The sequence below is a fragment of the Mycobacterium mantenii genome, assembly GCF_010731775.1.
Lineage (GTDB): Bacteria > Actinomycetota > Actinomycetes > Mycobacteriales > Mycobacteriaceae > Mycobacterium > Mycobacterium mantenii.
Genome location: NZ_AP022590.1, coordinates 2,791,024 through 2,814,085, shown reverse-complemented (window position 1 = coordinate 2,814,085; position 23,062 = coordinate 2,791,024). Strand labels below are relative to the sequence as shown.

Here is a 23,062-nt window from a genome sequence, read left to right as displayed (position 1 = left end):
CGATGAGTGCGCCGGCGAATGTGAAGTGCGGTAAGTGTGGGGCTGGGAACCGGCCTCAGGCCAAGTTCTGCGGCAAATGCGGCGGCCTGCTTGCGGTAGAGATTGCATGCCCGGGATGCGGCGCGCGCCACCCTGCGGGACAGCGCTTCTGTGACGAGTGCGGCACTGAGCTGAGCGCGCGGTCGGTCCCGGCGCAGCCTACGGGTCCGCCGGTTCCCAAGACGCTTGCAGACGGGCGTTACCTGCTCGGCCGCCTACTCGGCGAAGGTGCCGGCAAGCGGGTGTACCTGGCCATGGACACCCGTCTGCAGCGCGAGGTGGCCGCCGCAGTGTTCAAGGCCGGCGGTACGGACGAAGCAGCCATGCGCCGCGCACGCCGGGAAGCCGAGGCGATGGCGAAGCTCGGCGAGCACCCGAACATCGTCAACGTGTACGACTTCGGCGATGAGGTGGGGCAGCTATACCTGATCAGCCAGTACATGGCAGGCGGTGACCTTTACAGCCTGTTGTCAGACGCGGTGGATCACCGACTCGCCATTGAAGAGGTGGTCCGGATCGGCCAGGACGTCGCCGGCGGACTGGCGCACGCGCACGCGCAGGGCGTCGTGCATCGTGACGTCAAACCCCAGAATGTGTGGCTGGCACCCGACGGCACCGCCAAGATCGGAGACTTCGGGCTCGCGGTCGCAGAAGGCGCAACGCGAGTGACGGCCGTTGGGACGGTGATCGGAACTGTTGCCTATATGCCGCCCGAGCAGGCTCTCGGTCGGGGTTCCGACGCACGTTCGGATATCTACTCCCTTGGTGCTCTCCTGTACGAATTGCTCTGCGGGGTAATACCGTTCGCGGGTGAGTCAGCGGCTGCGATTGTCTCCCAGCATGTTTCGACTGCTCCGGTCGCACCGAGCGGGCATCGCTCCGGTGTTCCAGCTGCGCTCGACCAGTTGTTGCTCAAAATGCTGGCGAAGTCGCCAGAGGCGCGCCCTCAGCAAGCAGCCGAGGTTCGCGATGCTTTGGGGGTCATCGCCGCTGCGGTTGCCGGTGGCGATGGCTCGACTCAGGACATGGCGGCGCTCGACCGGATCACCGATAGCACATTCCTCGGACGAGAGCGGGAGACTCACGAACTCCGGGCCGCGATCGATGATGCTGTGGGCCGGCGCGGCCGCACTGTGCTGATAAGTGGCGAGTCGGGGATCGGCAAGACCCGGCTAGCGTCGGAGGCCGCGGCATACGCCGCCCTCCGGGGCGCGCAGGTTCTGTGGGGTCGCTGCTATGCGGGTGCGGGCGCTCCTGCCTATTGGCCGTGGGTTCAGGTGATCCGCGACTATGCACGCGGTCACGACGCCGAAACGGTGGCTTCGGACTTGGGCTCTGGCGCGTTCGAGATCGCACAGATCGTCTCCGAGATACGCGAGCGGATGCCGGAGATCCCCGAATCGCCGGCATTGGACGCCGAGCAGGCCCGATTCCGGCTGTTTGATTCAGTGTCGCGATTCCTGATCGGTGCTTCCGACCGCCAGCCTCTGGCAATCTTCCTTGAGGACTTGCATCAGGCCGACCAACCGTCGCTGATGTTGTTGGCGTTCGTCGTGCGCGAGCTGGCGCACTCTCGCGTGTTCGTGCTGGGCACCTACCGCGACGATGAGCTTCCCGATGATCACTATTTGAACGAAGTGCTCACTGGGCTCAGCAAGGAACGCGGCTACGCACGCATCAAGCTGCGAGGGCTTTCCGATCAGCACGTCAAGGCGATGCTCGAAGCGGTGCTGCAACAACCGCTCGATCGGCGTGACGAACTCGCGCTTGCCGACGCCGTCTGCCGAGAGTCGGAAGGCAATCCCTACTTCACCGAAGAGATCGTTCGCCACCTGATCGACTCCGAAGTGCTTGATTGGCGCGAGGACCGTTGGGTTGTCAACATCAGGGACGATGGGGAGCTCGGTATCCCCCGGGGTGTCCACGAGGTGGTCTCCCGCCGGTTGGAGAAGCTGCCCGCCGAAACACTCGAGCTGCTGTCGACCGCGGCGGTGATAGGCCGCGAGTTCGACCTGCCGGTGCTGACCCACGTCAGCGCCTTGGAGGCGGACGCCGTGTTGGTGCGGATGCAGCCAGCTCTCGAGGGGGCGATCGTGCGGCAGGCTGCCGGCGAGCCGGGCCGGTACGGCTTCGCGCACGGCGCGACTCGCGATGCGCTGTACGACGACCTGCCGACCCTGCGGCGCTCCCAGCTGCACATCGCTGCCGGCGAGGCAATCGAGGAACTTTATGAGGACCGGATCGAGTCCCACCTGTCTGCGATCGCGTTCCACTTCGCGAAGGCGGCTCCATACGGTGACGCTGCAAAGGCCGCTGACTACGCCTGGTGGGCGGGCGAACGCGCGGCGGCGACGTATGCCTACGAAGACGCGGTGAGCCTTTATGCGACGGCGCTGCGACTGTTCGACACGATCTCGGAGGTAGTGCCTCAACGCCGATGCGATCTGCTGCTGGCTCTCGGGGACGCCCAATGGCGGGCCGGCGAAGCCGAAGGTGCCCGCAAGACTTTTGGCGAGGCTGCGACGATTGCGCGCGAGCTGGCGCTGAACGACCACTATGCCCGTGCCGCGCTTGGATACGGCGGCGGTCCGGGCGGCTTCTCGATCACCGACCGCGCCGACGAACAGCTGGTGGCGATGCTGGACGAGTCGCTTGAGGTGTTGCCTGCGCGGGACAGCGCGCTTCGGGTGACAGTCCTGTCCCGGCTTGCGCTCGAGCTGCGCTGCAAGGGCGCGCTGGCAGAAGCCGACCGGGCCAGTGCGCAGGCCATCGAGATGGCCGAGCGCGTCGGTGACACGAAGATCTTGCTGCTGGCCATGCACAGCCGGCAGTGGTCGACCTTGGGTCCCGACCGGATCGAAGAGGCGATCGCGTCGGGCGAGGAGATGGCGCGGCTCGCTCGGATCGTCGGTGACCGCGACATGGAGTTCGAGGGCCACCAGTTGCGGCTGATCGCGCTTGCCCAGCTCGGCGACTTCCGGGCGGTCGATCAGGAGATCGCGATGTGTGACCGGCTGGCCAACGAACTGCGCCAGCCGCGATATCTGTGGCAGACGGCGGTGTTCCGCACGATGCGGGCGCTGATGCAGGGCCGCTACAAGGAGTCGGAACGTCTTGCGGCGACGGCGCTGTCGATCGGCCAGCGTGCCGAGCGCGAGGTGGCGGCAGTCGTCTTTGGCGCGCACTCGTTTCTGACCCGGCTCGCGGATGGCACCCTCGAACAGTTGCGCGACGTCGGCCGTGAAGCCGCCGCGCGTTACGGGCAGGCGTGGCCGGCATCGTACGTGTGGCTGCTGACTGAGATCGGCCAGCTCGATGAGGCCCGCGCCAGGTTCGCGGAGCTTACGGCCGACGGCTTCGAGGCGCTGCGGCGCGGCAGTGATTGGCTGACGTCGGTGTGCGTGCTCTCGATGGCTTCGATCCCGATCTGTGATCGAGAAGCTGCAAGCACGCTCTACGAGCTGCTGGTGCCCTATGAAGATCGCTGCACTCTGTTTTTGGCCGGAGCCGGTTGCCTCGGCTCCAACCACACGTTCCTGGCCTTCGCCGCCGCGGCGGCGGATCGCCGTGAGGACGCGGTGCGTCACTTTGAGCTGGCCCTCGCACGTAATGCGGAGATCGGCTGTGACTACGTGACGCCTCGGGTCTGTTACGAGTACGCGCGCATGCTGCTGCGCACGTCTGAGCCGGCGAATCGCGAGAAGGCCATGGGCCTGATCGAGCAGGGACACGCCGTCGCACAGCGCAACGGCATGCGCGTCGAGGTCGAGCGCCTCCTGCAGCTGCGCCGAGAACATGCGGAGAAGCGGAACCAGAAGCCGTCGCTCGGGTGGTCGGTGATCGACGAAGTCGCAGAGTCCGTCGAGGCGGACCGGCCCGATCTCAGTAGAGTGGCCGCTCCCGACGGAACGGTCACGATCATGTTTTCCGACATCGAAGGCTCGACAGTACTTGCCGAGCAACTCGGCGACGAGCGCTGGCTGAAGCTGTTGCACCGCCACAACGCGGTCATCCGTCGCCAGCTGGCAGCCCATAGTGGCTTCGAGGTCAAATCGCAGGGCGACGGGTTCATGGTCGCCTTCGCCAGCGCCCGCAGCGCGCTGCGCTGCGCGATCGGAATCCAGCGTGACTTGGCGGCGTACCGGGATCAGTCCGGCAGCCAGGTGCTGCGCGTGCGGATCGGACTCCACACCGGAGAGGTGATTCGCGAACAGGAGGACTTTTTCGGGCACACCGTGATCCTCGCGGCGCGGATCGGCGCGAAAGCAGACGGGAACGGAATCCTCGTCTCGGCGGTGCTGCGCGGGTTGGTTGCCGGCAGTCACGAGTTCCAGTTCGGCGAAACGCGCGAGGAACAGCTCAAAGGGCTGCGGGATCCCCAACGTGTATATGAGGTCTGCTGGCAGTAGGGCTCACGCCGACACGCCCTGCTCCGATGCCGGCGCGGCGCGCAGGCGTTGCAGTGCCTGGCGCACCTGCTCGCCGTTCGTGGTCTGCCAGAACGGTGGCAACGAGGCCCGCAGGTAGCCCCCGTAGCCAGCGGTGACCATGCGCGAGTCGAGCACCGCCACCACGCCGCGATCGGTGACGCCTCGCAACAGCCGCCCCGACCCCTGCGCCAACAGCAGTGCCGCGTGGCTGGCCGCGACGGCCATGAAGCCGTTGCCGCCGCGCGCGGCCACCGCGCGCTGCCGCGCGCTCAGCAGCGGGTCGTCGGGCCGGGGGAACGGGATGCGGTCGATCAGCACCAGCGACAGCGACGGCCCGGGAACGTCGACGCCCTGCCACAGCGACAGCGTGCCGAATAAAGACGTCTGGGGATCGGCGCTGAACTGCTCGACGAGTGCCGACGTACTGTCATCGCCCTGACACAGCACGGGCGTCGACAGCCGTTCGCGCATGGCCTCGGCCGCCGCCCGGGCGGCCCGCATCGACGAGAACAACCCCAGGGTGCGTCCGTCGGCGGCGGTGATGAGTTCGGCGATCTCGCTCAGCTGCTCGGCCGAGCCGACGCCGTCGCGTCCCGGTGGCGGCAGGTGGGCGGCCACGTAGAGGATGCCGGCTTTGGCATGCTCGAACGGCGAACCCACGTCCAGCCCGCGCCAGCGCGCGTCGTCGTCCTTGGCGGACAGTCCCCACGCCGCGGCCATGGCGTCGAAAGATCCGCCGATGGTCAGCGTCGCCGACGTCAGCACCACCGTCGAACGCGAGAACACCCGGGCCCGCAGCAGCCCGGCGACCGACAGCGGCGCCACCCGCAACACCGGACGCGATGCGCCCCTGATCTCCTCTTGCTCCAGCCAGACCACATCGGTGCGGTCGGGGATGGCCGGGCCGAACGCCGCCAGCACGCGCGACGCGGTGTCCGAGATCTCGCTCAGTGCCGCAACGGCTTCAGCACGTGCCGAGGCCGCCTTGGGGTCGTTCGTGGTGTCGATCGCCGAACGCGCCGCGGTCGCCACGTCGCGCAGTGCCGTCAGGTAGGTCGCCAGCTCGTCGTCGAGGCGATCGATGCGGCCGGGCGGGCCGTCGTGGATCAACGAGGCGAAGTTGGCCGTCGCCGCATCCAGACGCTGGACCAGTTCCGGGTCCACCAATCGGCCGATCCGCCGAGCGGCCACCCCGAGGCCGGCCGACGTCAGCTCCGCGGTGGCCACCGACGTCACCCGATCCACCAACTCGTGCGCTTCGTCGACGACCAGCAGCGCATGCTCGGGCAGCACCGCCGAGTCGGCCACCGCGTCGATGGCCAGCAGCGCGTGGTTGGTGACCACGATGTCCGCGCGGCCCGCGTGACTCCTGGCCCGTTCGGAGAAGCACTCGGTGCCGAACGGGCAGCGCGCCACGCCGAGGCATTCCCGCGCGGCGACGCTGACCTGCGACCAGGACCGGTCCGGGACGCCGGGCTTGAGATCGTCGCGATCACCCGACTCGGTGCTCGACGCCCATTCGGTGAGCCGTTGCACGTCGCGGCCCAGGGCGCTGACCGCCATGGGGTTGAAGAGTTCTTCCTGCGGCCGGTCGTCGGCTTCGTCACCTTCGGCCGCCCCGCCGTTGTGAAGCTTGTTCAAACACAGATAGTTTCGTCGGCCTTTGAGCAAGGCGAACCGCGGGCGGCGCGGCAGCGCATCGGCCAGCGCGTCGACCAGCCGGGGCAGATCGCGATCGACGAGCTGACGTTGCAGGGCGATCGTGGCCGTGGACACGACGACGGGGGACTCGTCGTCGAGAGCATGGACGATCGCGGGCACCAGGTACGCGAGCGACTTGCCGGTACCGGTGCCGGCCTGCACCACCAGATGCTCCTCGGTGGCGAAGGCCCGCGCCACCGCAGCGGCCATCTCCTGCTGGCCGCTGCGTTCACTGCCGCCGAGCGCGGCCACGGCGGTGGCCAGCAGCTCGGACACGGACACGTCGGACGTGGCTACCCTCTTCGCAATTCGGGGCGGTGCTACCGCCGGCCGGCGGGAATCAGCGTCGTCGTGACCGCGGGATCGCCGTGCGACAAGTTCAGTCCCTCCCACGGCAGACTGCGCAGCCCGGAAGTTACCAGCTCGCGCGCCGCGGCGAGGTTCGGTTTGGACACCAGCTCGCCGCCGCGGACCAGCGGGACGGTCACCATCCGGGCCGGTCCGGAGACGGCGGGCCGATGGCCGGCCGGATACACCACCTCCTCGGTGATGATGCCCGACCCGCGCGCCAGGCGCAGCGCCTCCTTGCGCCCCCCGCGGGATTCCTTGTGGCTGCTGCGTTTTTGCACCGGCAAGCCGTCCACCTCGACGAGTTTGTACACCATGTTCGCCGTCGGGGCGCCCGAGCCCGTCACCAGCGACGTGCCCACGCCGTAGCTGTCCACCGGCTCGGCGGCCAAGGCCGCGATGGAGAACTCGTCGAGGTCACCGGAGACCACGATGCGGGTTCGGGTGGCTCCCAACTTGTCGAGTTGCTCGCGCACCTGGCGGGCCAGCACGCCCAGCTCGCCGGAGTCGATGCGCACCGCACCCAGTTCGGTGCCGGCGGCGGCCACGGCATTGGCCACTCCGGCCGTCACGTCATAGGTGTCCACCAGCAGGGTGGTGTCCACGCCGAGCGCTTCGACCTGTGCGCGAAACGCCGCCAATTCGGTCGATTCCGTAGCGGAGTCGGCGCGGGAGTACAGCATGGTGAACGCGTGCGCGGAGGTGCCCTCGGCGGGTATCCCGTAGCAGCGCCGCGCCTCCAGGTTGGACGACGCGGCGAAGCCGGCGAGGTAGGCGGCGCGGGCCGCCGCGACCGCGGCCTGCTCATGGGTTCGTCGCGACCCCATCTCGATCAACGGGCGTCCCCTGGCCGCACTCACCATGCGCGCCGCGGCGGACGCGATCGCGCTGTCGTGATTGAAGATCGACAGGGCCAGCGTCTCGAGCACCACGCATTCGGCGAACGTCCCGCTCACCGACAGCACGGGTGATCCGGGGAAATACAGCTCGCCTTCGGCGTAACCGTCGATGTCACCGCCGAACCGAAATTCGCGCAAGTACCGCAACGTATCTGGGTCGAGGAATTGCCCCAGCAACTGGCATGCCTGGTCATCGAAGGTGAACTGCGGCAGCGCCTCGAGCAGCCGTCCGGTTCCGGCGACCACACCGTAGCGGCGCCCCTGGGGAAGTCGGCGGGCAAAAAGTTCGAAGGTGGTCCGTCGATCGGCACTGCCGTCGCGCAGCGCCGCCGCCAACATCGTTAACTCGTACTTGTCGGTCAGCAGCCCAGTAACGACCGGGTCGTTCATTCCATAACGGTATCGGCTGCCATCGGGGGCTCGGTAACGTCGCCCATCCCTCGGTATCGTGTAGGCCATGGTTGTTATGTCAGCGCCCACGAAGCCGGGCACTACAGGACAACGAGAGTCCGCTCCGGTAGAGGCCACGACAAGCCCGTGGGTGACGATCGTCTGGGACGACCCGGTCAACCTGATGACCTACGTGACGTATGTCTTCCAGAAGTTGTTCGGCTACAGCGAGCCGCACGCCACCAAGCTGATGCTGCAGGTGCACAACGAAGGAAAGGCCGTGGTGTCCGCCGGCAGCCGGGAGTCCATGGAAGTCGATGTGTCCAAGCTGCACGCCGCCGGTTTGTGGGCGACGATGCAGCAGGACCGCTGAAGCCCGAGGCGCTGGCGATTCCCTGTGCGCAAATGGAAGCGGGTCGAGACCGCCGACGGTCCCCGTTTTCGGTCGTCACTGGCCTCCCATGAGGCCGCCCTGCTCAGAAACTTGGCGACGGCGATGATCGGTCTGCTCGATGAGCGTGAATCTTCTTCGCCCGCAGATGAACTCGAGGAGATCACCGGGATCAAAACCGGAAACGCCGAACCGCCGAAAGATCCCACACTGCGAAGGCTGCTGCCCGACTTCTACCGGCAAGACGACGAGGACGACGCGTCGCCCGATGCCGCGGACAGCCTCAACGCCGCCCTGCGCAGCCTGCACGAGCCCGACATCGTCAACGCCAAACGCGTTGCTGCACAGCGGTTGCTGGATACGGTGCCCGACGACGGCGGCCGCTTCGAGCTCACCGAGGAGGACGCGAACTCCTGGATCGCGGCGGTCAACGACATCCGGCTGAGTTTGGGTGTCATGCTCGAGGTCGGGCCGGAAGGCCCGGAGCGTCTGCCAGCCGACCATCCGCTGGCAGTGCACTTCGACGTGTACCAGTGGCTGACCGTGCTGCAGGAGTACCTGGTCTTGGTGCTCATGGGGCCCCGATGACCGCCGCGGACGCCGGATGAACGCCATCACCGACGTCGGGGGTATCCGTGTCGGCCACTACCAACGACTCGACCCCGACGCGTCCCTGGGCGCGGGCTGGGCCCGCGGGGTGACCGTCGTGCTCACCCCGCCGGGCACCGTCGGCGCCGTTGATTGCCGCGGCGGGGCGCCCGGCACCCGGGAGACCGACCTGCTGGACCCGGCCAACACCGTGCGGTTCGTGGACGCGGTGTTGCTCGCCGGGGGCAGCGCCTACGGTCTGGCCGCCGCGGACGGTGTTATGCGCTTCCTGGAGGAACGCGAACGCGGTGTGGCGATGGACGGCGGGGTGGTGCCCATCGTGCCGGGAGCGGTGATCTTCGATCTGCCGGTCGGTGCCTGGGAGTGCCGGCCGACGGCCGAGTTCGGTTACGCGGCCTGTGTCGCCGCCGAGGACGGCATGGCGACGGCTGTCGGCAGCGTCGGCGCGGGCGTCGGGGCCCGTGCCGGGGTGCTCAAGGGCGGTGTGGGAACGACCTCAACAACGCTGCCGTGCGGCGTGACCGTCGGCACGGTGGTCGTGGTGAATTCCGCCGGTGAGGTCGCCGACCGGGCCACCGGCCTGCCGTGGATGGCCGACCTGATTCACCAGTTCGCGCTGCGGCCACCACCGGCGGAACAGGTCGAAGCCTTCGCGCAGTTGCCGACGGCGTCCACTCCGCTGCAGAACCCGCTCAACACCGTCATCGGGGTGGTGGCCACCGATGCCGCGCTGAGCCCGGCCGCGTGCCGTCGCGTCGCCGTGGCCGCCCAGGACGGCCTGGCCCGCACCGTCCGGCCGGCGCACACCCCGTACGACGGCGACACCGTGTTCGCGCTCGCGACCGGGGCCGTGGAGGTGCCACCCGCGGCCGACGCACCCGCCTCGTTTTCGCCGGAGATGCGGCTGGCCGCCGAGGTGGGAGCCGCGGCGGCCGACTGCGTGGCGCGCGCCGTGCTGGTCGGCGTGTTCGCCGCGGATTCGATCGCGGGGATACCGACCTACCGCGACGTGTTGCCCGGGGCGTTTCCCCGATGAAAAGTTCACCGCCGTCCGCCCCGGTAACCTGCAGCTATGGCTAAGACCACCGGGCGTCCCGGCGCACCGGCGACCCGGGCGGAGCAGCCCGCGTGGACGGTGGGCGCCGCCACGATCCTGACCTTCGTGGCGCTGCTCTACCTCATCGAGTTGATCGATCAGCTGTTGGGCCATTCTCTGGACCTCAACGGCATCAGGCCGCGGAAAACCGATGGCCTCTGGGGGATCGTTTTCGCCCCGGTTCTGCACGCCAACTGGCAACACCTCGCGGCCAATACCGTCCCGATGTTGGTGCTCGGATTCCTGATGACGCTGGCCGGCTTGTCGCGGTTCGTGTGGGCCACCGCGATTGTGTGGATCCTGGGCGGCTTCGGCACCTGGCTCATCGGCGACTGGGGTAGCAACTGCGGCCCCACCGACCACATCGGAGCCTCCGGGCTGATCTTCGGCTGGCTCGCCTTCTTACTTGTCTTCGGGATTTTTGTGCGCAGATTCTGGAACATCGTCATCGGGTTGGTGGTGCTGTTCGCCTACGGCGGCGTCCTGCTGGGTGCCATGCCCGTGCTCGGTCAATGCGGTGGCGTGTCCTGGCAGGGCCACCTGTGCGGGGCGTTCGCCGGCGTCGTGGCCGCCTACGTGTTGTCCGCACCGGAACGTAAGGGCCGGACGTCGAGGAAAGTCGGCGCCGCTGCGCCGCGGCCCAAGACATGAGCTCGGCACTGGCGCCCATCGGGGTCTTCGACTCCGGTGTCGGGGGACTCACCGTCGCGCGGGCGATCATCGATCAGCTGCCCGACGAGGACATCATCTACGTCGGCGATACCGGCCACGGTCCGTACGGTCCGCTGACCATCCCCGAGGTCCGGGCGCACGCCCTGGCCATCGGTGACGATCTCGTCGGCCGCGGCATCAAGGCGTTGGTCATCGCCTGCAACACCGCGTCCGCGGCTTGCCTGCGCGACGCCCGCGAACGCTACGACGTGCCCGTCGTCGAGGTGATCCTGCCCGCGGTGCGCCGTGCGGTCGCCACCACCCGCAACGGGCGGATCGGCGTCATCGGCACCCAGGCGACCATCAACTCGCATGCCTATCAGGACGCGTTCGCCGCCGCCCGCGACACCGAAATCACCGCGGTGGCCTGCCCGCGCTTCGTCGACTTCGTGGAGCGCGGCGTGACGAGCGGGCGTCAGGTGCTCGGGCTGGCCGAGGGCTATCTGGAGCCGCTGCAGGCCGCGCAGGTCGACACCCTGGTGCTCGGCTGCACGCACTACCCGCTGCTGTCCGGGCTGATCCAGCTGGCGATGGGTGACTACGTGACGCTGGTTTCCAGCGCCGAGGAAACCGCCAAGGAGGTGCTTCGGGTGCTCACCGAACAGGACCTGCTGCGCCCGCATGACGCACCGCCCGCGACCCGGGTCTTCGAAGCCACCGGCGACCCCGAGGCATTCACCGCCTTGGCGGCGCGATTCCTGGGCCCGGCGGTCGCCGGTGTGCGGCCCGTTCACCACGTCCGGATCGATTAGCCGTGCCGACGAGATTCTCATCACATCAATGCGGCGATGTTTTCGGCACGGTCCCATCGGGCATGGCACAGTAGTGTCCGTGCGAATAACCGTGCTCGGCTGCTCGGGCAGCGTGGTGGGGCCGGATTCGCCCGCGTCGGGTTACCTGCTCCGGGCACCGGACACTCCGCCGTTGGTCATCGACTTCGGCGGGGGCGTTCTCGGCGCGCTGCAGCGCTATGCCGATCCCGGATCCGTGCACGTGCTGTTGTCGCATTTGCATGCCGACCATTGTTTGGATTTGCCCGGACTTTTCGTGTGGCGGCGCTATCACCCGACGCGCCCCGACGGTAAGGCGTTGCTGTACGGCCCCGGGGACACCTGGTCGCGGTTGGGCGCGGCGTCGTCCCCTTACGGCGGCGAGATCGACGACTGCTCGGACATCTTCGATGTCCAGCATTGGGTCGATGGCGAGCCGGTGACGATCGGTGCGCTCACGGTGACCCCCCGAGTGGTGGCTCATCCGACCGAGTCCTACGGCCTGAAGATCACCGATCCCTCCGGCGCGTCGTTCGTCTACAGCGGTGACACCGGTGCCTGCGATCAGCTCGTCGACCTGGCTCGCGGCGCCGATGTTTTTCTCTGCGAGGCCTCCTGGACGCACTCCCCGGACCGTCCGCCCGCGCTGCATCTGTCGGGCACCGAGGCCGGCCGGGCCGCGGCCGAGGCCGGCGTTCACGAACTGTTGCTGACGCACATCCCGCCGTGGACCTCGCGGGAGGACGTGATCAGCGAGGCCAAGGCCGAGTTCGATGGGCCGGTGCACGCGGTGGTGTGCGGGGAGACGTTCGATATCCGCCGCTCCGAGAGGGTCTGAGCCGGCCGCGGCCGTGCCGAGTCGCCCGGCTCCTCAGCGCGGGGCGCGCATGGTCGGCGGGCTAGTGTTGGCGTCGTGACGAGACGAGAAGACGGCCGCCTCGACGACGAGCTTCGGCCCGTCGTCATCACCCGCGGTTTCACTGACCATCCCGCTGGTTCGGTGTTGATCGAATTCGGCCACACCAAGGTGATGTGCACCGCCAGCGTCACCGACGGAGTGCCGCGCTGGCGCAAGGGTTCGGGCCTGGGGTGGCTGACCGCCGAGTACGCGATGTTGCCGTCGGCGACTCACTCTCGCTCCGACCGCGAATCGGTGAAGGGCCGCCTGTCCGGGCGCACCCAGGAGATCAGCCGGCTGATCGGCCGGTCGCTGCGGGCCTGCATCGACCTGGCGGCGTTGGGGGAGAACACCATCGCCGTCGACTGCGACGTCTTGCAGGCCGACGGCGGCACCCGCACCGCGGCCATCACGGGTGCCTTCGTGGCGTTGTCCGATGCGGTGACCTATCTCGCCGCGGCGGGCAAGTTGTCCGACCCGCGGCCGTTATCGTGTGCGATCGCGGCGGTCAGCGTCGGCGTGGTCGACGGCCGGATCCGGGTCGATCTGCCCTATGAGGAGGACTCCCGCGCCGAGGTCGACATGAACGTCGTCGCCACCGACACCGGGACCCTGGTGGAGATTCAGGGAACCGGCGAGGGCGCGACCTTCCCGCGCTCGACGCTGGACAAGATGCTCGACGTGGCCCTGGCCGCATGCGAGAAGTTGTTCGCCGCGCAGCGCGAGGCGCTGCAGCTCCCGTACCCCGGTGACCTTCCCGAGGGGGCTCCGGCGCCGAAGGCGTTCGGCAGCTGACCGTGCCTGATGGTGACGACCCGCTGCGCCCGGCTTCGCCGCCCTTGCGATCGTCACGGCTCCTGGTCGTCAGCCGCAACCCGAAGAAGCTGGCCGAGTTGCGCCGGGTGCTCGACGCTGCCGGCCTGACGGGGCTGACGTTGGCGTCGCTCGACGATGTGGCGCCGTTCGAGGAAGCACCCGAGACGGGCGCGCTTTTCGAGGACAACGCCTTGGCCAAGGCGCGGGATGCGTTCACCGCGACCGGGCTGGCAAGTGTGGCCGACGATTCCGGGCTGGAGGTGGCCGCGCTCAACGGCATGCCGGGTGTGCTGTCAGCGCGCTGGGCGGGCAAGCACGGCGACGACGCCGGCAATACCGCATTGCTGCTGGCGCAATTGCGCGACGTGCCCGACGGTCGGCGCGGTGCGGCGTTCGTGTCCGCCTGTGCGCTCGTCTCGGCCGCCGGCGAGGTCGTCGTCCGCGGTGAGTGGCCCGGCAGCATTGCCCGGGAACCGCGCGGCGACGGCGGTTTCGGTTATGACCCGGTCTTCGTTCCCCATGGCTTCGACCGCACCGCGGCAGAGCTGAGTCCTGCGGAGAAGGACGCGGTCTCGCATCGCGGTCGCGCGCTGCGGCTGCTGTTGCCGGCGCTGGAAACGCTGGCCCGGTCGGGTTAGAACGCTCCGCGGGGCATCGGCAGCAGGCATCACTCCAGTCCCGGCGCAGGATGATTGACGTTTTGCCCGCCCTTGAGCGACAACTTGCTATTGCCCGGCGTTGTCGCGCAAAGCTGGGCACTCGCGGTGCCATGCCGGAAAGAGACCGCTGGGACGGAGGTGACCTAGAGGCCGAAGCGCGCCTTGACGTCCCGGGTTTGGAAATGCTCGACGATGATGCCGAGCAGCGGGATGGTCCCGGAGAGCAGCACGCCCACCGTCTTGCCGAGCGGCCAGCGCACCTTGATCGCCAGGTTGAAGGCGGTCAGCACGTAGATGAAATACACCCAGCCGTGGACGACTTCGATCCAGCGGATCTCGTGGCCGAAGGCGAGGTGCGAGACGATCTCGTAGCACAGCGCGATCAGCCACAGACCGGTCGTCCACGCCATGATCCGGTAGCCGAGCAACGCGGTGCGGATCTTGTCGACGGGGACTGCGGGCACTGGCGCCCCGGGCGTCTCCGGTGTGGTCATGCGGTTGTCCTCTTCTGCTTTTCGGCGTCTTGCGCGGCGAGCTCGGCCAGGTAGGTGTTGTACTCCCGCAGCGCGGGGTCGTCGGGTTCCTGCGGCGTGGGCTTGGGTCGCTCGGGCAACAGCCCGGCGGGTATCTCGGTCATGGCGTCGGCGCTGCGCGGCGGTGGGCCTTCCTCTTCGTAGCGAACGAATTTGCGGTAGGCGTACACGCAGAACCACGCGAAAAGCGGCCACTGCAACGCATAGCCGAGGTTCTGAAATGAGCCGGAAACGGACTGGAACCGGGTCCACTGCCACCAGCCCAGGGCCAGGCAGCCGCATGCCGCGACGATCACCAGAGCGATCAGCGCCGGCCTGCGACGATGTGTAGTGGACACCCCTTGACCGTACCGCTCACGATTTGAGCCCGACGAATTCGTCGAGGGTGCCGCCGACGGGTCGGACCGTGAGCTGAGCGGTACGATCGGCAGGCTGCGGGCGTGGCGAAACTGGAATACGCGCCGGCTTTAGGTGCCGGTGCTCGAAAGAGCGTGAGGGTTCGAGTCCCTCCGCCCGCACTCATCCTCCAACGGCGACCGCTTGGTGGTCGCCCGTATCTAGCTTCGCTTGCGAACCGTTGTCCCCAGCAACCCAACGACAGTCGGCACCGCGGCGATGCGGGCAACCAGCATGGCGATGGCGGGATGATCGCCACCTGACCGAGGAAGCACAACATCAGGAACACGACGGCTAGCAGCACCAGCCAAATTGCGCCCTTCTGCGAAAATTTCTCATTGATTGCGACCTACTAACCGGGCGCAACGCTCAGAATGGCTTGAAGTTTCCCGTCGGACGGCCCAAGGCCGATTCGAATCGCATGGCCAGACGGTGGGCAGCAGCAAACGAAGTTCTCAGCACCCGACACCAAGATTTCCAACGATGTGAGCGTCAAACCCTCCATGGCGGGTACCTGAAACTCACACGACGGAAGGGAGACGTCATGCTCACCGGAAGAGAGCCCACACCGCCAGGCGAAAAAGCCGTCACCGCAGAAGAAATCGAGCTCGCAGAACGCAGGGCCGCCGTAGCCCGAGAACGCGCCGTTTGCGCGGGGCTGTCCGCGGCGCAAAGCTTCGAAGACTCCGCGATCCAGCACGAACGAGTCGCGAAGCTACAGGACCGGGCCGTCGAACGGGGCGTGCTCGACGTTGACAGGCACCGCAGGTCTGCGGTCTTCCACCGCAAAGCGGCGGAAGACGACCGCAAGCTGGCCGAGCTGAAGCGGAAAGAATCCGCGGATTTCGGAGCCGGCTGCTAACCGGAACTCTCAGTCCGCCACGAATCTGGCGCGCACCTCTGGCGCCGGCAGCGGACAACTGTCGTACTTGCCGCCGACGCGATAGCGGACGGCGGCGAACCTGTCGTAGAGCCAGTCGCGCAGCGGAGCCGGAATGGCGCGCGCGACCGTCAACAGCCGCCACGCTCCGCCGAGATAATCGGCCACCCGCAGCACGGCATCGGACCGGACGGCCACCCGCTCCGAGGGCCGGCCAGGATCATCGACGAACACCACCGAATCGACGCCGCCGATGTCCGGATGCCGCTCGATGATCGCCTTGGCGAAGACACTTTCCAGGGCCGCGAAGCGCAGGGGACCGGTGGGATCGACGCGAAGGATCGTGCGCACCGACCGATTGCACACCCCGCACACCCCGTCGTACAGGAGCACCGGCGCCGTTGACTCACCGCTCATACGTGCCACGTTACCGACGGGCACGGACGGCGGAGGGCACCGAGGTTGACCTATGGTTAGGCAACCCTTAGTTTGTGGGGTAACGTACCCAGCCGTGACCGGCTGGCCGGTGATCACCTAGTCGAACCCAGGGTGTACGCGGCCATTGCCGGCCGCCTCGATCCGTGGCCTCACGACGGTGGTTCCGCCGGGTCGTCAGATCGGTGAGGCCGTGCGGCGCGGAGCGCCGCAAGAAAGGACCGGTGATGGCACGCGGATTCTCCGGTGTGATGCTGCGCAGCTTCGGTGCGCGCGACCACACCGCGACGGTGATCGAAACCGTCCGGATCGCCCCGCATTTCGTGCGGGTACGCATGACCTCGCCCACGCTCTTCGAAGACGTAGATGCCGAACCGGCCGCGTGGCTTCGGTTCTGGTTCCCGGACCCGGACGGGTCGAAGACGGAATTCCAGCGCGCGTACACGATCTCGGAGGCTGACGTCCCCGCCGGACACTTCGCTGTCGACATCGTGCTGCATGACCCCGCCGGTCCGGCATCGCTCTGGGCGCGCACCGTGCAGCCCGGGGCGAGCATCGCGGTGATGGCGCTGATGGGATCGTCGCGATTCGACGTGCCCGACGAGCAGCCGGCCGGTTACCTGCTGATCGGCGACTCGGCATCCATCCCGGGAATGAACGGGATCATCGGGGTCGTCCCCGACGACGTTCCGATCGAGATGTACCTCGAACAGCACGACGACAACGACACGTTGATCCCTATCGCCCGGCATCCCCGGCTGCGCGTGCACTGGGTAGCGCGCCACGACGAGAAGTCGCTTGCCGCCGCGATCGAGAGCAGGGATTGGTCCGACTGGTATGCGTGGGCGACGCCCGAGGCCACGACGCTCAAACAGGTGCGAACCCGGCTGCGCGACGAATTCGGCTTCCCCAAATCCGAGGTACACGCCCAGGCCTACTGGAGCGCCGGGCGCGCGATGGGCACCCGGCGCGGCGATGAGCCGGACTCGCCCGACACCATCGCACCCGGTGTATCCGCGGAAGACCTTGCGGCGCAGCTGGAATCGGCTCCGCAGGCGTCCGACGCGCCGCCCGTCCCGGTGGCCCGCGGAAACTGGCGTGCCCAGGGTGCGGGCCGGCTGCTCGCCCCGCTGCGCTCGGCGCTGATCCTCTCGGGCGTGTTGCAGGCGGTGATCACGCTGGTGCAACTGGCGCCGTTCGTGTTGCTGGTCGAGCTGGCCCGGCTCCTGGTGTCCGGGGCGCCGGCGTCGCGTCTGGTCGACATCGGCATCGCCGCGGTGTCGCTGCTGGGCCTGGGGGCGCTGCTCGGCGCCGCCCTCACGCTCTGGCTGCATGTCGTGGACGCGCGGTTCGCCCGGGACTTGCGTTCGCGCTTGTTGCGCAAGCTGTCTCGGTTACCGCTGGGCTGGTTCACCGCACGCGGGTCGGGGTCGATCAAGCAGCTGCTGACCGACGACACGCTGTCCTTGCACTACCTGGTCACCCACGCCATCCCGGACGCGGTCGCCGCGGCCGTCGCACCGGTCGCGGTGCTGGTCTACCTGTTCGCCGTCGACTGGCGGGTGGCGCTGGTGTTGTTTGCGCCCGTGCTGGCGTACCTGGTGCTGACGTCGTCGCTGACCATTCAGTCCGGTCCACGCATCCCGCAGTCGCAGCGCTGGGCGGAGACGATGAGCGGTGAGGCCGGCGCATATCTGGAGGGCCAGCCGGTCATTCGTGTCTTCGGCGGTGCCGCCGCGTCCAGTTTCCGGCGCCGGCTGGACGAATACGTCGGCTTCCTGGTCGCCTGGCAGCGCCCGCTGGCCGGCAAGAAGACGTTCATGGACCTGGTCACCCGTCCCTCGACATTCCTCTGGCTCATCGCGGTCACGGGCACACTGCTGGTGGTCACCGGCCGGATGAATCCGGTCGATCTGCTGCCGTTCCTGTTGCTGGGCACCACATTCGGCGCGCGACTGCTCGGCATCGCCTACGGCCTGGGCGGCATTCGCGCCGGCATGCTGGCCGCGCGGCGCCTGCAGAACACGCTCGACGAGGCCGACCTCGCGGTGCGAGACCACGACGAGACCACCGGGGAGCCGGCGGGGACGGTGGTGTTCGACAACGTCGGCTTCGGCTACCGCCCCGACGTCCCGGTCATTCACGACGTGTCGCTGACCTTGCGGCCCGGCACGGTCACCGCGCTGGTCGGCCCCTCCGGATCCGGCAAGTCGACGCTGGCCGCCTTGCTGGCCCGGTTCCACGACGTCCAGCAAGGTTCGATATGCGTTGGGGGACAGGACATTCGGTCGATGACCGCCGACCAGCTCTACGCCCAAGTCGGATTCGTCCTGCAGGAAACGCAATTGGTGCACGGTACCGTCGCCGAAAATATCGCGCTCGCCGTTCCCGATGCCACCGCGGCGCAAATTGAACAAGCGGCCCGTGAGGCGCAGATCCACGACCGCATCATGCGACTGCCGAACGGCTACGACACCATGCTGTGCGCCGGAAGCGGGCTTTCGGGCGGTGAACGCCAGCGGCTCACCATCGCCCGCGCGATCCTGGCCGACACCCCGGTGCTGATCCTGGACGAGGCCACCGCCTTCGCCGACCCGGAATCGGAATACCTTGTGCAGCAAGCGCTCAATCGATTGACCCAGGACCGCACAGTGCTGGTGATCGCGCATCGCTTGCACACGATCACCCGGGCCCACCAGATCGCCGTACTCGACCACGGCCGCATCGCCGAACGCGGCACGCACGACGAGCTGCTGGCCGCCGACGGTCGGTACCGACGGCTGTGGGACGGCGGCCGTCGCGCGCAGGTGGCCGCCGGCGCGGCCGGCGAGGTGGCGCGATGATCCGCACCTGGTTGGGTCTGGTTCCGGCGGACCGCCGCAGCCGGGTCATCACCTACATGGTGCTGGCGTTGGTCTCCGTGGTGGTGCGCGCGGTGGCCACCGTGCTGTTGGTCCCGCTGGTGGGGGCGTTGTTCGGCGACGTCCCGCAGCGCGCGTTGGTCTGGCTGGGCTGGCTGACCGCCGCGACCGTGACGGGCTGGGTCATCGACACCGCCACCGCGCGCATCGGTTTCAACCTGGGTTTCGCGGTGCTGGATCACAGCCAGCACGACGTGGCGGATCGATTGCCCGGCGTGCGGCTGGATTGGTTCACCGCCGAGCACACCGCGACGGCACGGCAGGCGATCGCTGCCACCGGGCCTGAACTCGTCGGCCTCGTCGTCAACCTGCTCACGCCGCTGATCTCCGCCGTCCTGCTGCCCGCGGCTATCGCCGTGGTTTTGTTGCCGGTCTCCTGGCAGCTGGGGGTCGCCGCGCTGGGGGGCCTGCCGCTGCTGTTGGGCGCGTTGTGGGCGTCGGCGCGCCTGGCGCGCCGCGCCGATGCCGCGGCGGCCGACGCCAACAGCGCGTTCACCGAGCGGATCATCGAGTTCGCCCGGACCCAGCAGGCGTTGCGGGCCGCGCGGCGCGTCGAGCCCGCGAGGAGTCTGGTCGGCGACGCGCTGGCGGCACAACACGGCGCCACCATGCGTCTGCTCTCCATGCAGGTTCCGGGCCAGCTGCTGTTCAGCCTCGCCAGCCAGCTAGCGCTGATCCTGCTGGCCGGGGCGACCACCGCGCTGACCGTGAACGGAACGCTCACGGTGCCCGAGGCCATCGCGTTGATCGTCGTCATCGTGCGCTACCTCGAGCCGTTCACCGCCCTCAGCGAGCTGGCGCCGGCGCTGGAGAGCACCCGCGCCACGCTCGACAACATCCGGCGCGTGCTCACCGCGCCGCTGATGAACGCCGGAACCGCCGCGCTGGCGGGCACCGCGGCCCCCCGTATCGAGTTCGACGACGTGGTGTTCCGCTACGACGGCGCGGGCACGCCGGTGCTCGACGGGGTGAGCTTCACGCTGGAGCCGGGGAGCGCCACGGCGATTGTCGGGCCGTCCGGTTCGGGCAAGAGCACCATCCTGGCGCTGATCGCCGGGCTGCACGAGCCCACCGGCGGCCGGGTGCTGATCGACGGGGTGGACGCGGCGACGCTGGACGGCGAGGCCCGGCGGGCGGCCAGCAGCGTCGTGTTCCAGCATCCCTACCTGTTCCACGGCTCGATCCGCGACAACGTGTTGGCCGGAGATCCCGGCGCCGTCGACGAGCACTTCGCGCGGGCGGTGGCACTGGCGCGCGTCGACGAGCTCGTCGGGCGGCTGCCCGACGGCGCCGACACCGTCGTCGGCGAGGCCGGCTCGGCATTGTCCGGTGGTGAGCGCCAACGGGTCAGCATCGCCCGCGCGTTGCTCAAACCCGCGCCGATCCTGCTGGTAGACGAGGCGACCAGCGCTTTGGACACCGAGAACGAGGCCGCGGTGGTCGACGCACTCACCGCCGAGCCGCACTCGCGCACCCAGGTGATCGTCGCGCACCGGCTGGCCAGCATCAGTCACGTCGACCGCGTGCTGTTCCTCGACAACGGACAGGTGGTCGAGGACGGCGCCGTTGACGAATTGCTCGCTGCGGGCGGCCGTTTCGGCGAATTCTGGCGGCAGCAGCACGAAGCCGCCGAATGGCGCATTCTGGCCGACTAGCGCACCGCGATGAACCGCAACTCTTGCGGTATGCCTTACAGTTTGTCAGTCGGACCGAGCTGTCTGCGTACAGGAGGCGTGCTGCTTATGAGTGCTGTGCTGTCGATACCGCGTTACCCCGGCGACGTGACCCCGCAGTGGTTGTCGGCCGCGCTCAGCGGGAGCGGCGCACCCGTCGAGGTCGCCGACGTGGACGTGGTCGCGATCGGCACCGGACAGACCGGGGCGACCTACCGGGTGACCGCGCGCTATGCGACGGATCCCGGTGACCTGCCGCCGACCTTTGTGATCAAACTGCCCGCCCAGGACGATACGGTGCGCGACCGGGTGGTGATCGGCTACCGGAGCGAATGCGCGTTCTACTCCTCGGTCGCGGACCGGGTGCAGGTGCCGACGCCGCGGTGCTTTTACTCCGAAATCAGCGAGGACGCAATGGATTTCGCCCTGCTGCTGGCCGATCAGGCGCCGGCGGTGCAGGGGGATCAACTCGTCGGCTGTGGTGAAACCGAAGCGCGCCTTGCGGTTACCGCGCTGGCCGGCCTACACGCGCCGAGTTGGTGCGATCCCGTCTGGCTCGATTTCCCGGGCATCGCGTTCGGCCGGCCGGATGAAGCCGGCGCGGGCGGGATGGGTGAGGTGGCGAAGATGAGCGCCGACATCACACTGGAGAAGCTGGGCGACCGGATGAGCGCCGAAGACCGCGACACCTTCCGCGCGGCGATGGGTTCGATCGCGCCGTGGCTGCTGTCCGAGTATGACCGGTTCGCCTTGCTGCACGGCGACTACCGGCTGGACAACCTGCTGTTCGATCCCGAGCGCACCAGGGTCAGCGTCGTCGACTGGCAGACCCTCGGCGTCGGTTTGCCGGCCCGCGATCTCGCCTACTTCACCGCGACCAGCCTGAATTCGCAGCTGCGCGCCGGCATCGAAGAAGAGCTCGTCGCCGACTACCACCGCTCGCTGACGGCGCTCGGGGTCAGCGACTACGACAGCGAAACATGTTGGCGCGACTACCGGCTCGGGGTGTTGCAGGCACCGCTGATCTCGGCGCTGGGATTCGCGTTCGCCGCGGCCACCGAGCGCGGCGACGACATGGTGCTGACCATGCTCAGCCGCGGCTGCCGGGCGATCCGGGAACTGGGGACGCTGGACCTGATCGGCTGACAACTCAGAGGTCGCCGGTGAAATCGGCGCTCAGCCAGCGGTCCGGCCGGATGGTGAACAGCACCTCCTCGACGCCTTCCATGCTGCGCACGAACGCCCGGCCGCCCTCCTCGCCGAGGTAACGGATGGCGGTCGACTCCTGCAGGTCCGCCGGGGCCGGCTTGGTGGTCTCGACGACGGTGCCTTCCACCACCACGTACTGATACGGCGGCTCCTCGCGCTGGACCACCAGCGTCACCGCCCCCGTCTGCGCGATCAGGCGGGCCTTGCGGCTCGACACCCCGGTCATGATCCGGATGTCCCCACCGGGGGTGTAGTCGTACCAGATCGGCACACTGGCCGGCGGTCGGCCTTCGGTGGCGGCGACGGACAGCACCGCCACGTGCTTGTCGGCGAGAAACTCCTGGCGCTCGGTTTCGCTGAAGGCTTTCATGACGAGTGCAAACGCCGGGCCCGTGCAGCTATTCCCGTGCCATCTGGCGCCGAGGGCGATCAGTACTGCGTCGAACCCTGATCGACCGGGATCTGGGCCGCGGTGACCTTGCGCGACTCGTCGCTGGCCAGCCAGCACACGGTGTCGGCGATCTCCTCCGGCTCGGCGACCCAGTCGGGCAGAAACGGTGTGAGGACGTGCGACAGCTGTGGGTTGGTTTCCATCGTCTTGCCCACCGCCGTGACCATGTCGCCGGATCCCATCGGCGTGTTCACCGGACCCGGGTGCACACTGTTCACCCGGATCGAGTGCTTGCCCAACTCCGCGGCGAACGCCCGCGCCAACCCCGTGACGGCATGCTTGCTGGCGGTGTAGTGAATCATGAACGGCTGCATCTTCATTCCGGCCGCCGAACTGATCAGGATGATGGAGCCGCCGCGGCCGCCCTCGATGATCTTGTCCGCGCCCGCCATCACGGTGTTCCAGGTGCCCGTCACGTTGATGTCCATGACGTCGCGGAAGTTCTCCGGCGTGATCTCGTCCCAGGCCTGCGGGGCCGCGACCCCGGCGTTGGCGACGATGACGTCCAGGCGTCCCAGCTCGGCGACACCATCCGCGACGACCTTGCGGAGTTCGTCGAAGTCGCGGGTGTCCACGACCGAGGCGATGATCCGGCGGTCGGCCGCCTCGACCAGGCGCACGGTCTCGCTCAGGTCGTCGGGAGTCGCCGGGTCATAGGGCACGCAGGACGGCAGCTTGCCCGCGATGTCGACGGCGATGATGTCGGCGCCTTCGGAGGCCAGGCGCACCGCGTGCGCCCGGCCCTGCCCGCGTGCCGCGCCGGTGATGAATGCCACTCTTCCGGCAAGCTTGCCGCTCATAGTTGCT

20 protein-coding genes and 1 tRNA gene are annotated in these 23,062 nt (G+C 68.3%); 14 read left to right on the top strand and 7 right to left on the bottom strand.

The annotated features are described in order from the left end of the window. Positions 1-2 precede the first annotated feature (2 nt). Positions 3-4,448, top strand: coding sequence for a protein kinase domain-containing protein (locus G6N50_RS12590; protein ID WP_083094292.1), 4,446 nt, complete (start codon positions 3-5; stop codon positions 4,446-4,448). Between the two features lie 3 nt (positions 4,449-4,451). Here G6N50_RS12590 and G6N50_RS12585 read toward each other — a convergent pair whose 3' ends face one another. Together G6N50_RS12585 and G6N50_RS12580 are read right to left on the bottom strand one after the other, a co-directional pair. Next, positions 4,452-6,452, bottom strand: coding sequence for an ATP-dependent DNA helicase (locus tag G6N50_RS12585; protein ID WP_142275484.1), 2,001 nt, complete (start codon positions 6,450-6,452; stop codon positions 4,452-4,454). A gap of 38 nt (positions 6,453-6,490) precedes the next feature. Continuing rightward, positions 6,491-7,807 carry a nicotinate phosphoribosyltransferase gene (locus G6N50_RS12580; protein ID WP_083094291.1) on the bottom strand — a complete coding sequence of 439 codons (1,317 nt, stop codon included), beginning with the start codon at positions 7,805-7,807 and terminating at the stop codon, positions 6,491-6,493. 67 nt (positions 7,808-7,874) lie between these two features. Here G6N50_RS12580 and clpS point away from each other — a divergent pair, with 67 nt between their 5' ends. The 8 genes from clpS (at position 7,875) to rdgB (ending at position 13,736) form a co-directional block, all read left to right on the top strand. Continuing rightward, positions 7,875-8,180, top strand: a complete 306-nt coding sequence (gene clpS / locus G6N50_RS12575; protein WP_067096345.1) for an ATP-dependent Clp protease adapter ClpS — start codon at positions 7,875-7,877, stop codon at positions 8,178-8,180. Positions 8,181-8,204: 24 nt separating this feature from the next. Continuing rightward, positions 8,205-8,786 (top strand): oxidative stress transcriptional regulator AosR, encoded by a 582-nt coding sequence (aosR, locus tag G6N50_RS12570; protein WP_083094290.1) that lies wholly within the window; start codon positions 8,205-8,207, stop codon positions 8,784-8,786. A gap of 16 nt (positions 8,787-8,802) precedes the next feature. Beyond that, entirely contained in the window at positions 8,803-9,843 is a 1,041-nt protein-coding gene (locus G6N50_RS12565; RefSeq protein WP_083094289.1) for a P1 family peptidase, read from the top strand. A gap of 36 nt (positions 9,844-9,879) precedes the next feature. Then, the gene (locus tag G6N50_RS12560) at positions 9,880-10,554 is read left to right on the top strand and encodes a rhomboid family intramembrane serine protease (protein WP_083094288.1); all 675 of its coding nucleotides are present in this window, start codon (positions 9,880-9,882) and stop codon (positions 10,552-10,554) included. After that, positions 10,551-11,366, top strand: a complete 816-nt coding sequence (gene murI, locus G6N50_RS12555; RefSeq protein ID WP_083094287.1) for a glutamate racemase — start codon at positions 10,551-10,553, stop codon at positions 11,364-11,366. Before G6N50_RS12560 ends, murI begins: the two co-directional genes overlap by 4 nt. A 73-nt stretch (positions 11,367-11,439) precedes the next feature. After that, a complete protein-coding gene (locus G6N50_RS12550; protein WP_083094286.1) occupies positions 11,440-12,222 on the top strand; it encodes a cyclic nucleotide-degrading phosphodiesterase in 783 nt (260 codons plus the stop codon). 75 nt (positions 12,223-12,297) lie between these two features. After that, the gene (rph, locus tag G6N50_RS12545; RefSeq protein WP_083094285.1) at positions 12,298-13,077 is read left to right on the top strand and encodes a ribonuclease PH; all 780 of its coding nucleotides are present in this window, start codon (positions 12,298-12,300) and stop codon (positions 13,075-13,077) included. 44 nt (positions 13,078-13,121) lie between these two features. Next, the gene (gene rdgB / locus G6N50_RS12540) at positions 13,122-13,736 is read left to right on the top strand and encodes an RdgB/HAM1 family non-canonical purine NTP pyrophosphatase (RefSeq protein WP_083094354.1); all 615 of its coding nucleotides are present in this window, start codon (positions 13,122-13,124) and stop codon (positions 13,734-13,736) included. Between the two features lie 164 nt (positions 13,737-13,900). On the opposite strand, the gene G6N50_RS12535 is transcribed toward rdgB, so the two are convergent. Both G6N50_RS12535 and G6N50_RS12530 read right to left on the bottom strand, forming a co-directional pair. After that, the gene (locus tag G6N50_RS12535) at positions 13,901-14,251 is read right to left on the bottom strand and encodes a DUF3817 domain-containing protein (protein ID WP_083094284.1); all 351 of its coding nucleotides are present in this window, start codon (positions 14,249-14,251) and stop codon (positions 13,901-13,903) included. Further along, complete coding sequence (locus G6N50_RS12530; protein WP_083094283.1) at positions 14,248-14,628, bottom strand: hypothetical protein; 381 nt, start codon at positions 14,626-14,628, stop codon at positions 14,248-14,250. The genes G6N50_RS12535 and G6N50_RS12530 overlap by 4 nt, the downstream gene beginning before the upstream one ends. 96 nt (positions 14,629-14,724) lie before the next feature. Between G6N50_RS12530 and G6N50_RS12525 the strand changes: the two genes are divergently transcribed. Continuing rightward, positions 14,725-14,808, top strand: a tRNA-Leu gene (locus tag G6N50_RS12525). Positions 14,809-15,230: 422 nt separating this feature from the next. Beyond that, positions 15,231-15,548 carry a hypothetical protein gene (locus G6N50_RS12520; protein WP_083094282.1) on the top strand — a complete coding sequence of 106 codons (318 nt, stop codon included), beginning with the start codon at positions 15,231-15,233 and terminating at the stop codon, positions 15,546-15,548. Positions 15,549-15,557: 9 nt separating this feature from the next. On the opposite strand, the gene G6N50_RS12515 is transcribed toward G6N50_RS12520, so the two are convergent. Continuing rightward, complete coding sequence (locus tag G6N50_RS12515; protein ID WP_083094281.1) at positions 15,558-15,983, bottom strand: thiol-disulfide oxidoreductase DCC family protein; 426 nt, start codon at positions 15,981-15,983, stop codon at positions 15,558-15,560. A 245-nt stretch (positions 15,984-16,228) separates the two neighbouring features. Between G6N50_RS12515 and G6N50_RS12510 the strand changes: the two genes are divergently transcribed. The 3 genes from G6N50_RS12510 to G6N50_RS12500 all read left to right on the top strand — a co-directional run bounded on the left by G6N50_RS12510 (position 16,229) and on the right by G6N50_RS12500 (position 21,741). After that, positions 16,229-18,844 (top strand): ABC transporter ATP-binding protein/permease, encoded by a 2,616-nt coding sequence (locus G6N50_RS12510; protein WP_083094280.1) that lies wholly within the window; start codon positions 16,229-16,231, stop codon positions 18,842-18,844. Next, complete coding sequence (locus G6N50_RS12505) at positions 18,841-20,577, top strand: ABC transporter ATP-binding protein (protein ID WP_083094353.1); 1,737 nt, start codon at positions 18,841-18,843, stop codon at positions 20,575-20,577. Before G6N50_RS12510 ends, G6N50_RS12505 begins: the two co-directional genes overlap by 4 nt. 87 nt (positions 20,578-20,664) lie before the next feature. Next, positions 20,665-21,741: a phosphotransferase family protein gene (locus tag G6N50_RS12500; RefSeq protein WP_083094279.1), complete on the top strand. Its 1,077-nt coding sequence runs from the start codon at positions 20,665-20,667 to the stop codon at positions 21,739-21,741. Positions 21,742-21,745: 4 nt separating this feature from the next. Here the strand turns inward: G6N50_RS12500 and G6N50_RS12495 are convergent, their stop codons facing one another. Then, positions 21,746-22,174: a pyridoxamine 5'-phosphate oxidase family protein gene (locus G6N50_RS12495; RefSeq protein WP_083094278.1), complete on the bottom strand. Its 429-nt coding sequence runs from the start codon at positions 22,172-22,174 to the stop codon at positions 21,746-21,748. Between the two features lie 59 nt (positions 22,175-22,233). Next, positions 22,234-23,055: a mycofactocin-coupled SDR family oxidoreductase gene (locus tag G6N50_RS12490; protein WP_083094277.1), complete on the bottom strand. Its 822-nt coding sequence runs from the start codon at positions 23,053-23,055 to the stop codon at positions 22,234-22,236. Positions 23,056-23,062 lie beyond the last annotated feature (7 nt).

Excerpts from the sequence above, each read along its gene's own strand:
- G6N50_RS12590 (WP_083094292.1), top strand. The coding sequence starts at position 3 with ATGAGTGCGCCGGCGAATGTGAAGTGCGGTAAGTGTGGGGCTGGGAAC.
- G6N50_RS12580 (WP_083094291.1), bottom strand. The coding sequence starts at position 7,807 with ATGAACGACCCGGTCGTTACTGGGCTGCTGACCGACAAGTACGAGTTA.
- clpS (WP_067096345.1), top strand. The coding sequence starts at position 7,875 with ATGGTTGTTATGTCAGCGCCCACGAAGCCGGGCACTACAGGACAACGA.
- G6N50_RS12565 (WP_083094289.1), top strand. The coding sequence starts at position 8,803 with ATGAACGCCATCACCGACGTCGGGGGTATCCGTGTCGGCCACTACCAA.
- G6N50_RS12560 (WP_083094288.1), top strand. The coding sequence starts at position 9,880 with ATGGCTAAGACCACCGGGCGTCCCGGCGCACCGGCGACCCGGGCGGAG.
- murI (WP_083094287.1), top strand. The coding sequence starts at position 10,551 with ATGAGCTCGGCACTGGCGCCCATCGGGGTCTTCGACTCCGGTGTCGGG.
- G6N50_RS12535 (WP_083094284.1), bottom strand. The coding sequence starts at position 14,251 with ATGACCACACCGGAGACGCCCGGGGCGCCAGTGCCCGCAGTCCCCGTC.
- G6N50_RS12520 (WP_083094282.1), top strand. The coding sequence starts at position 15,231 with ATGCTCACCGGAAGAGAGCCCACACCGCCAGGCGAAAAAGCCGTCACC.
- G6N50_RS12515 (WP_083094281.1), bottom strand. The coding sequence starts at position 15,983 with ATGAGCGGTGAGTCAACGGCGCCGGTGCTCCTGTACGACGGGGTGTGC.
- G6N50_RS12510 (WP_083094280.1), top strand. The coding sequence starts at position 16,229 with ATGGCACGCGGATTCTCCGGTGTGATGCTGCGCAGCTTCGGTGCGCGC.
- G6N50_RS12505 (WP_083094353.1), top strand. The coding sequence starts at position 18,841 with ATGATCCGCACCTGGTTGGGTCTGGTTCCGGCGGACCGCCGCAGCCGG.
- G6N50_RS12500 (WP_083094279.1), top strand. The coding sequence starts at position 20,665 with ATGAGTGCTGTGCTGTCGATACCGCGTTACCCCGGCGACGTGACCCCG.
- G6N50_RS12495 (WP_083094278.1), bottom strand. The coding sequence starts at position 22,174 with ATGAAAGCCTTCAGCGAAACCGAGCGCCAGGAGTTTCTCGCCGACAAG.
- G6N50_RS12490 (WP_083094277.1), bottom strand. The coding sequence starts at position 23,055 with ATGAGCGGCAAGCTTGCCGGAAGAGTGGCATTCATCACCGGCGCGGCA.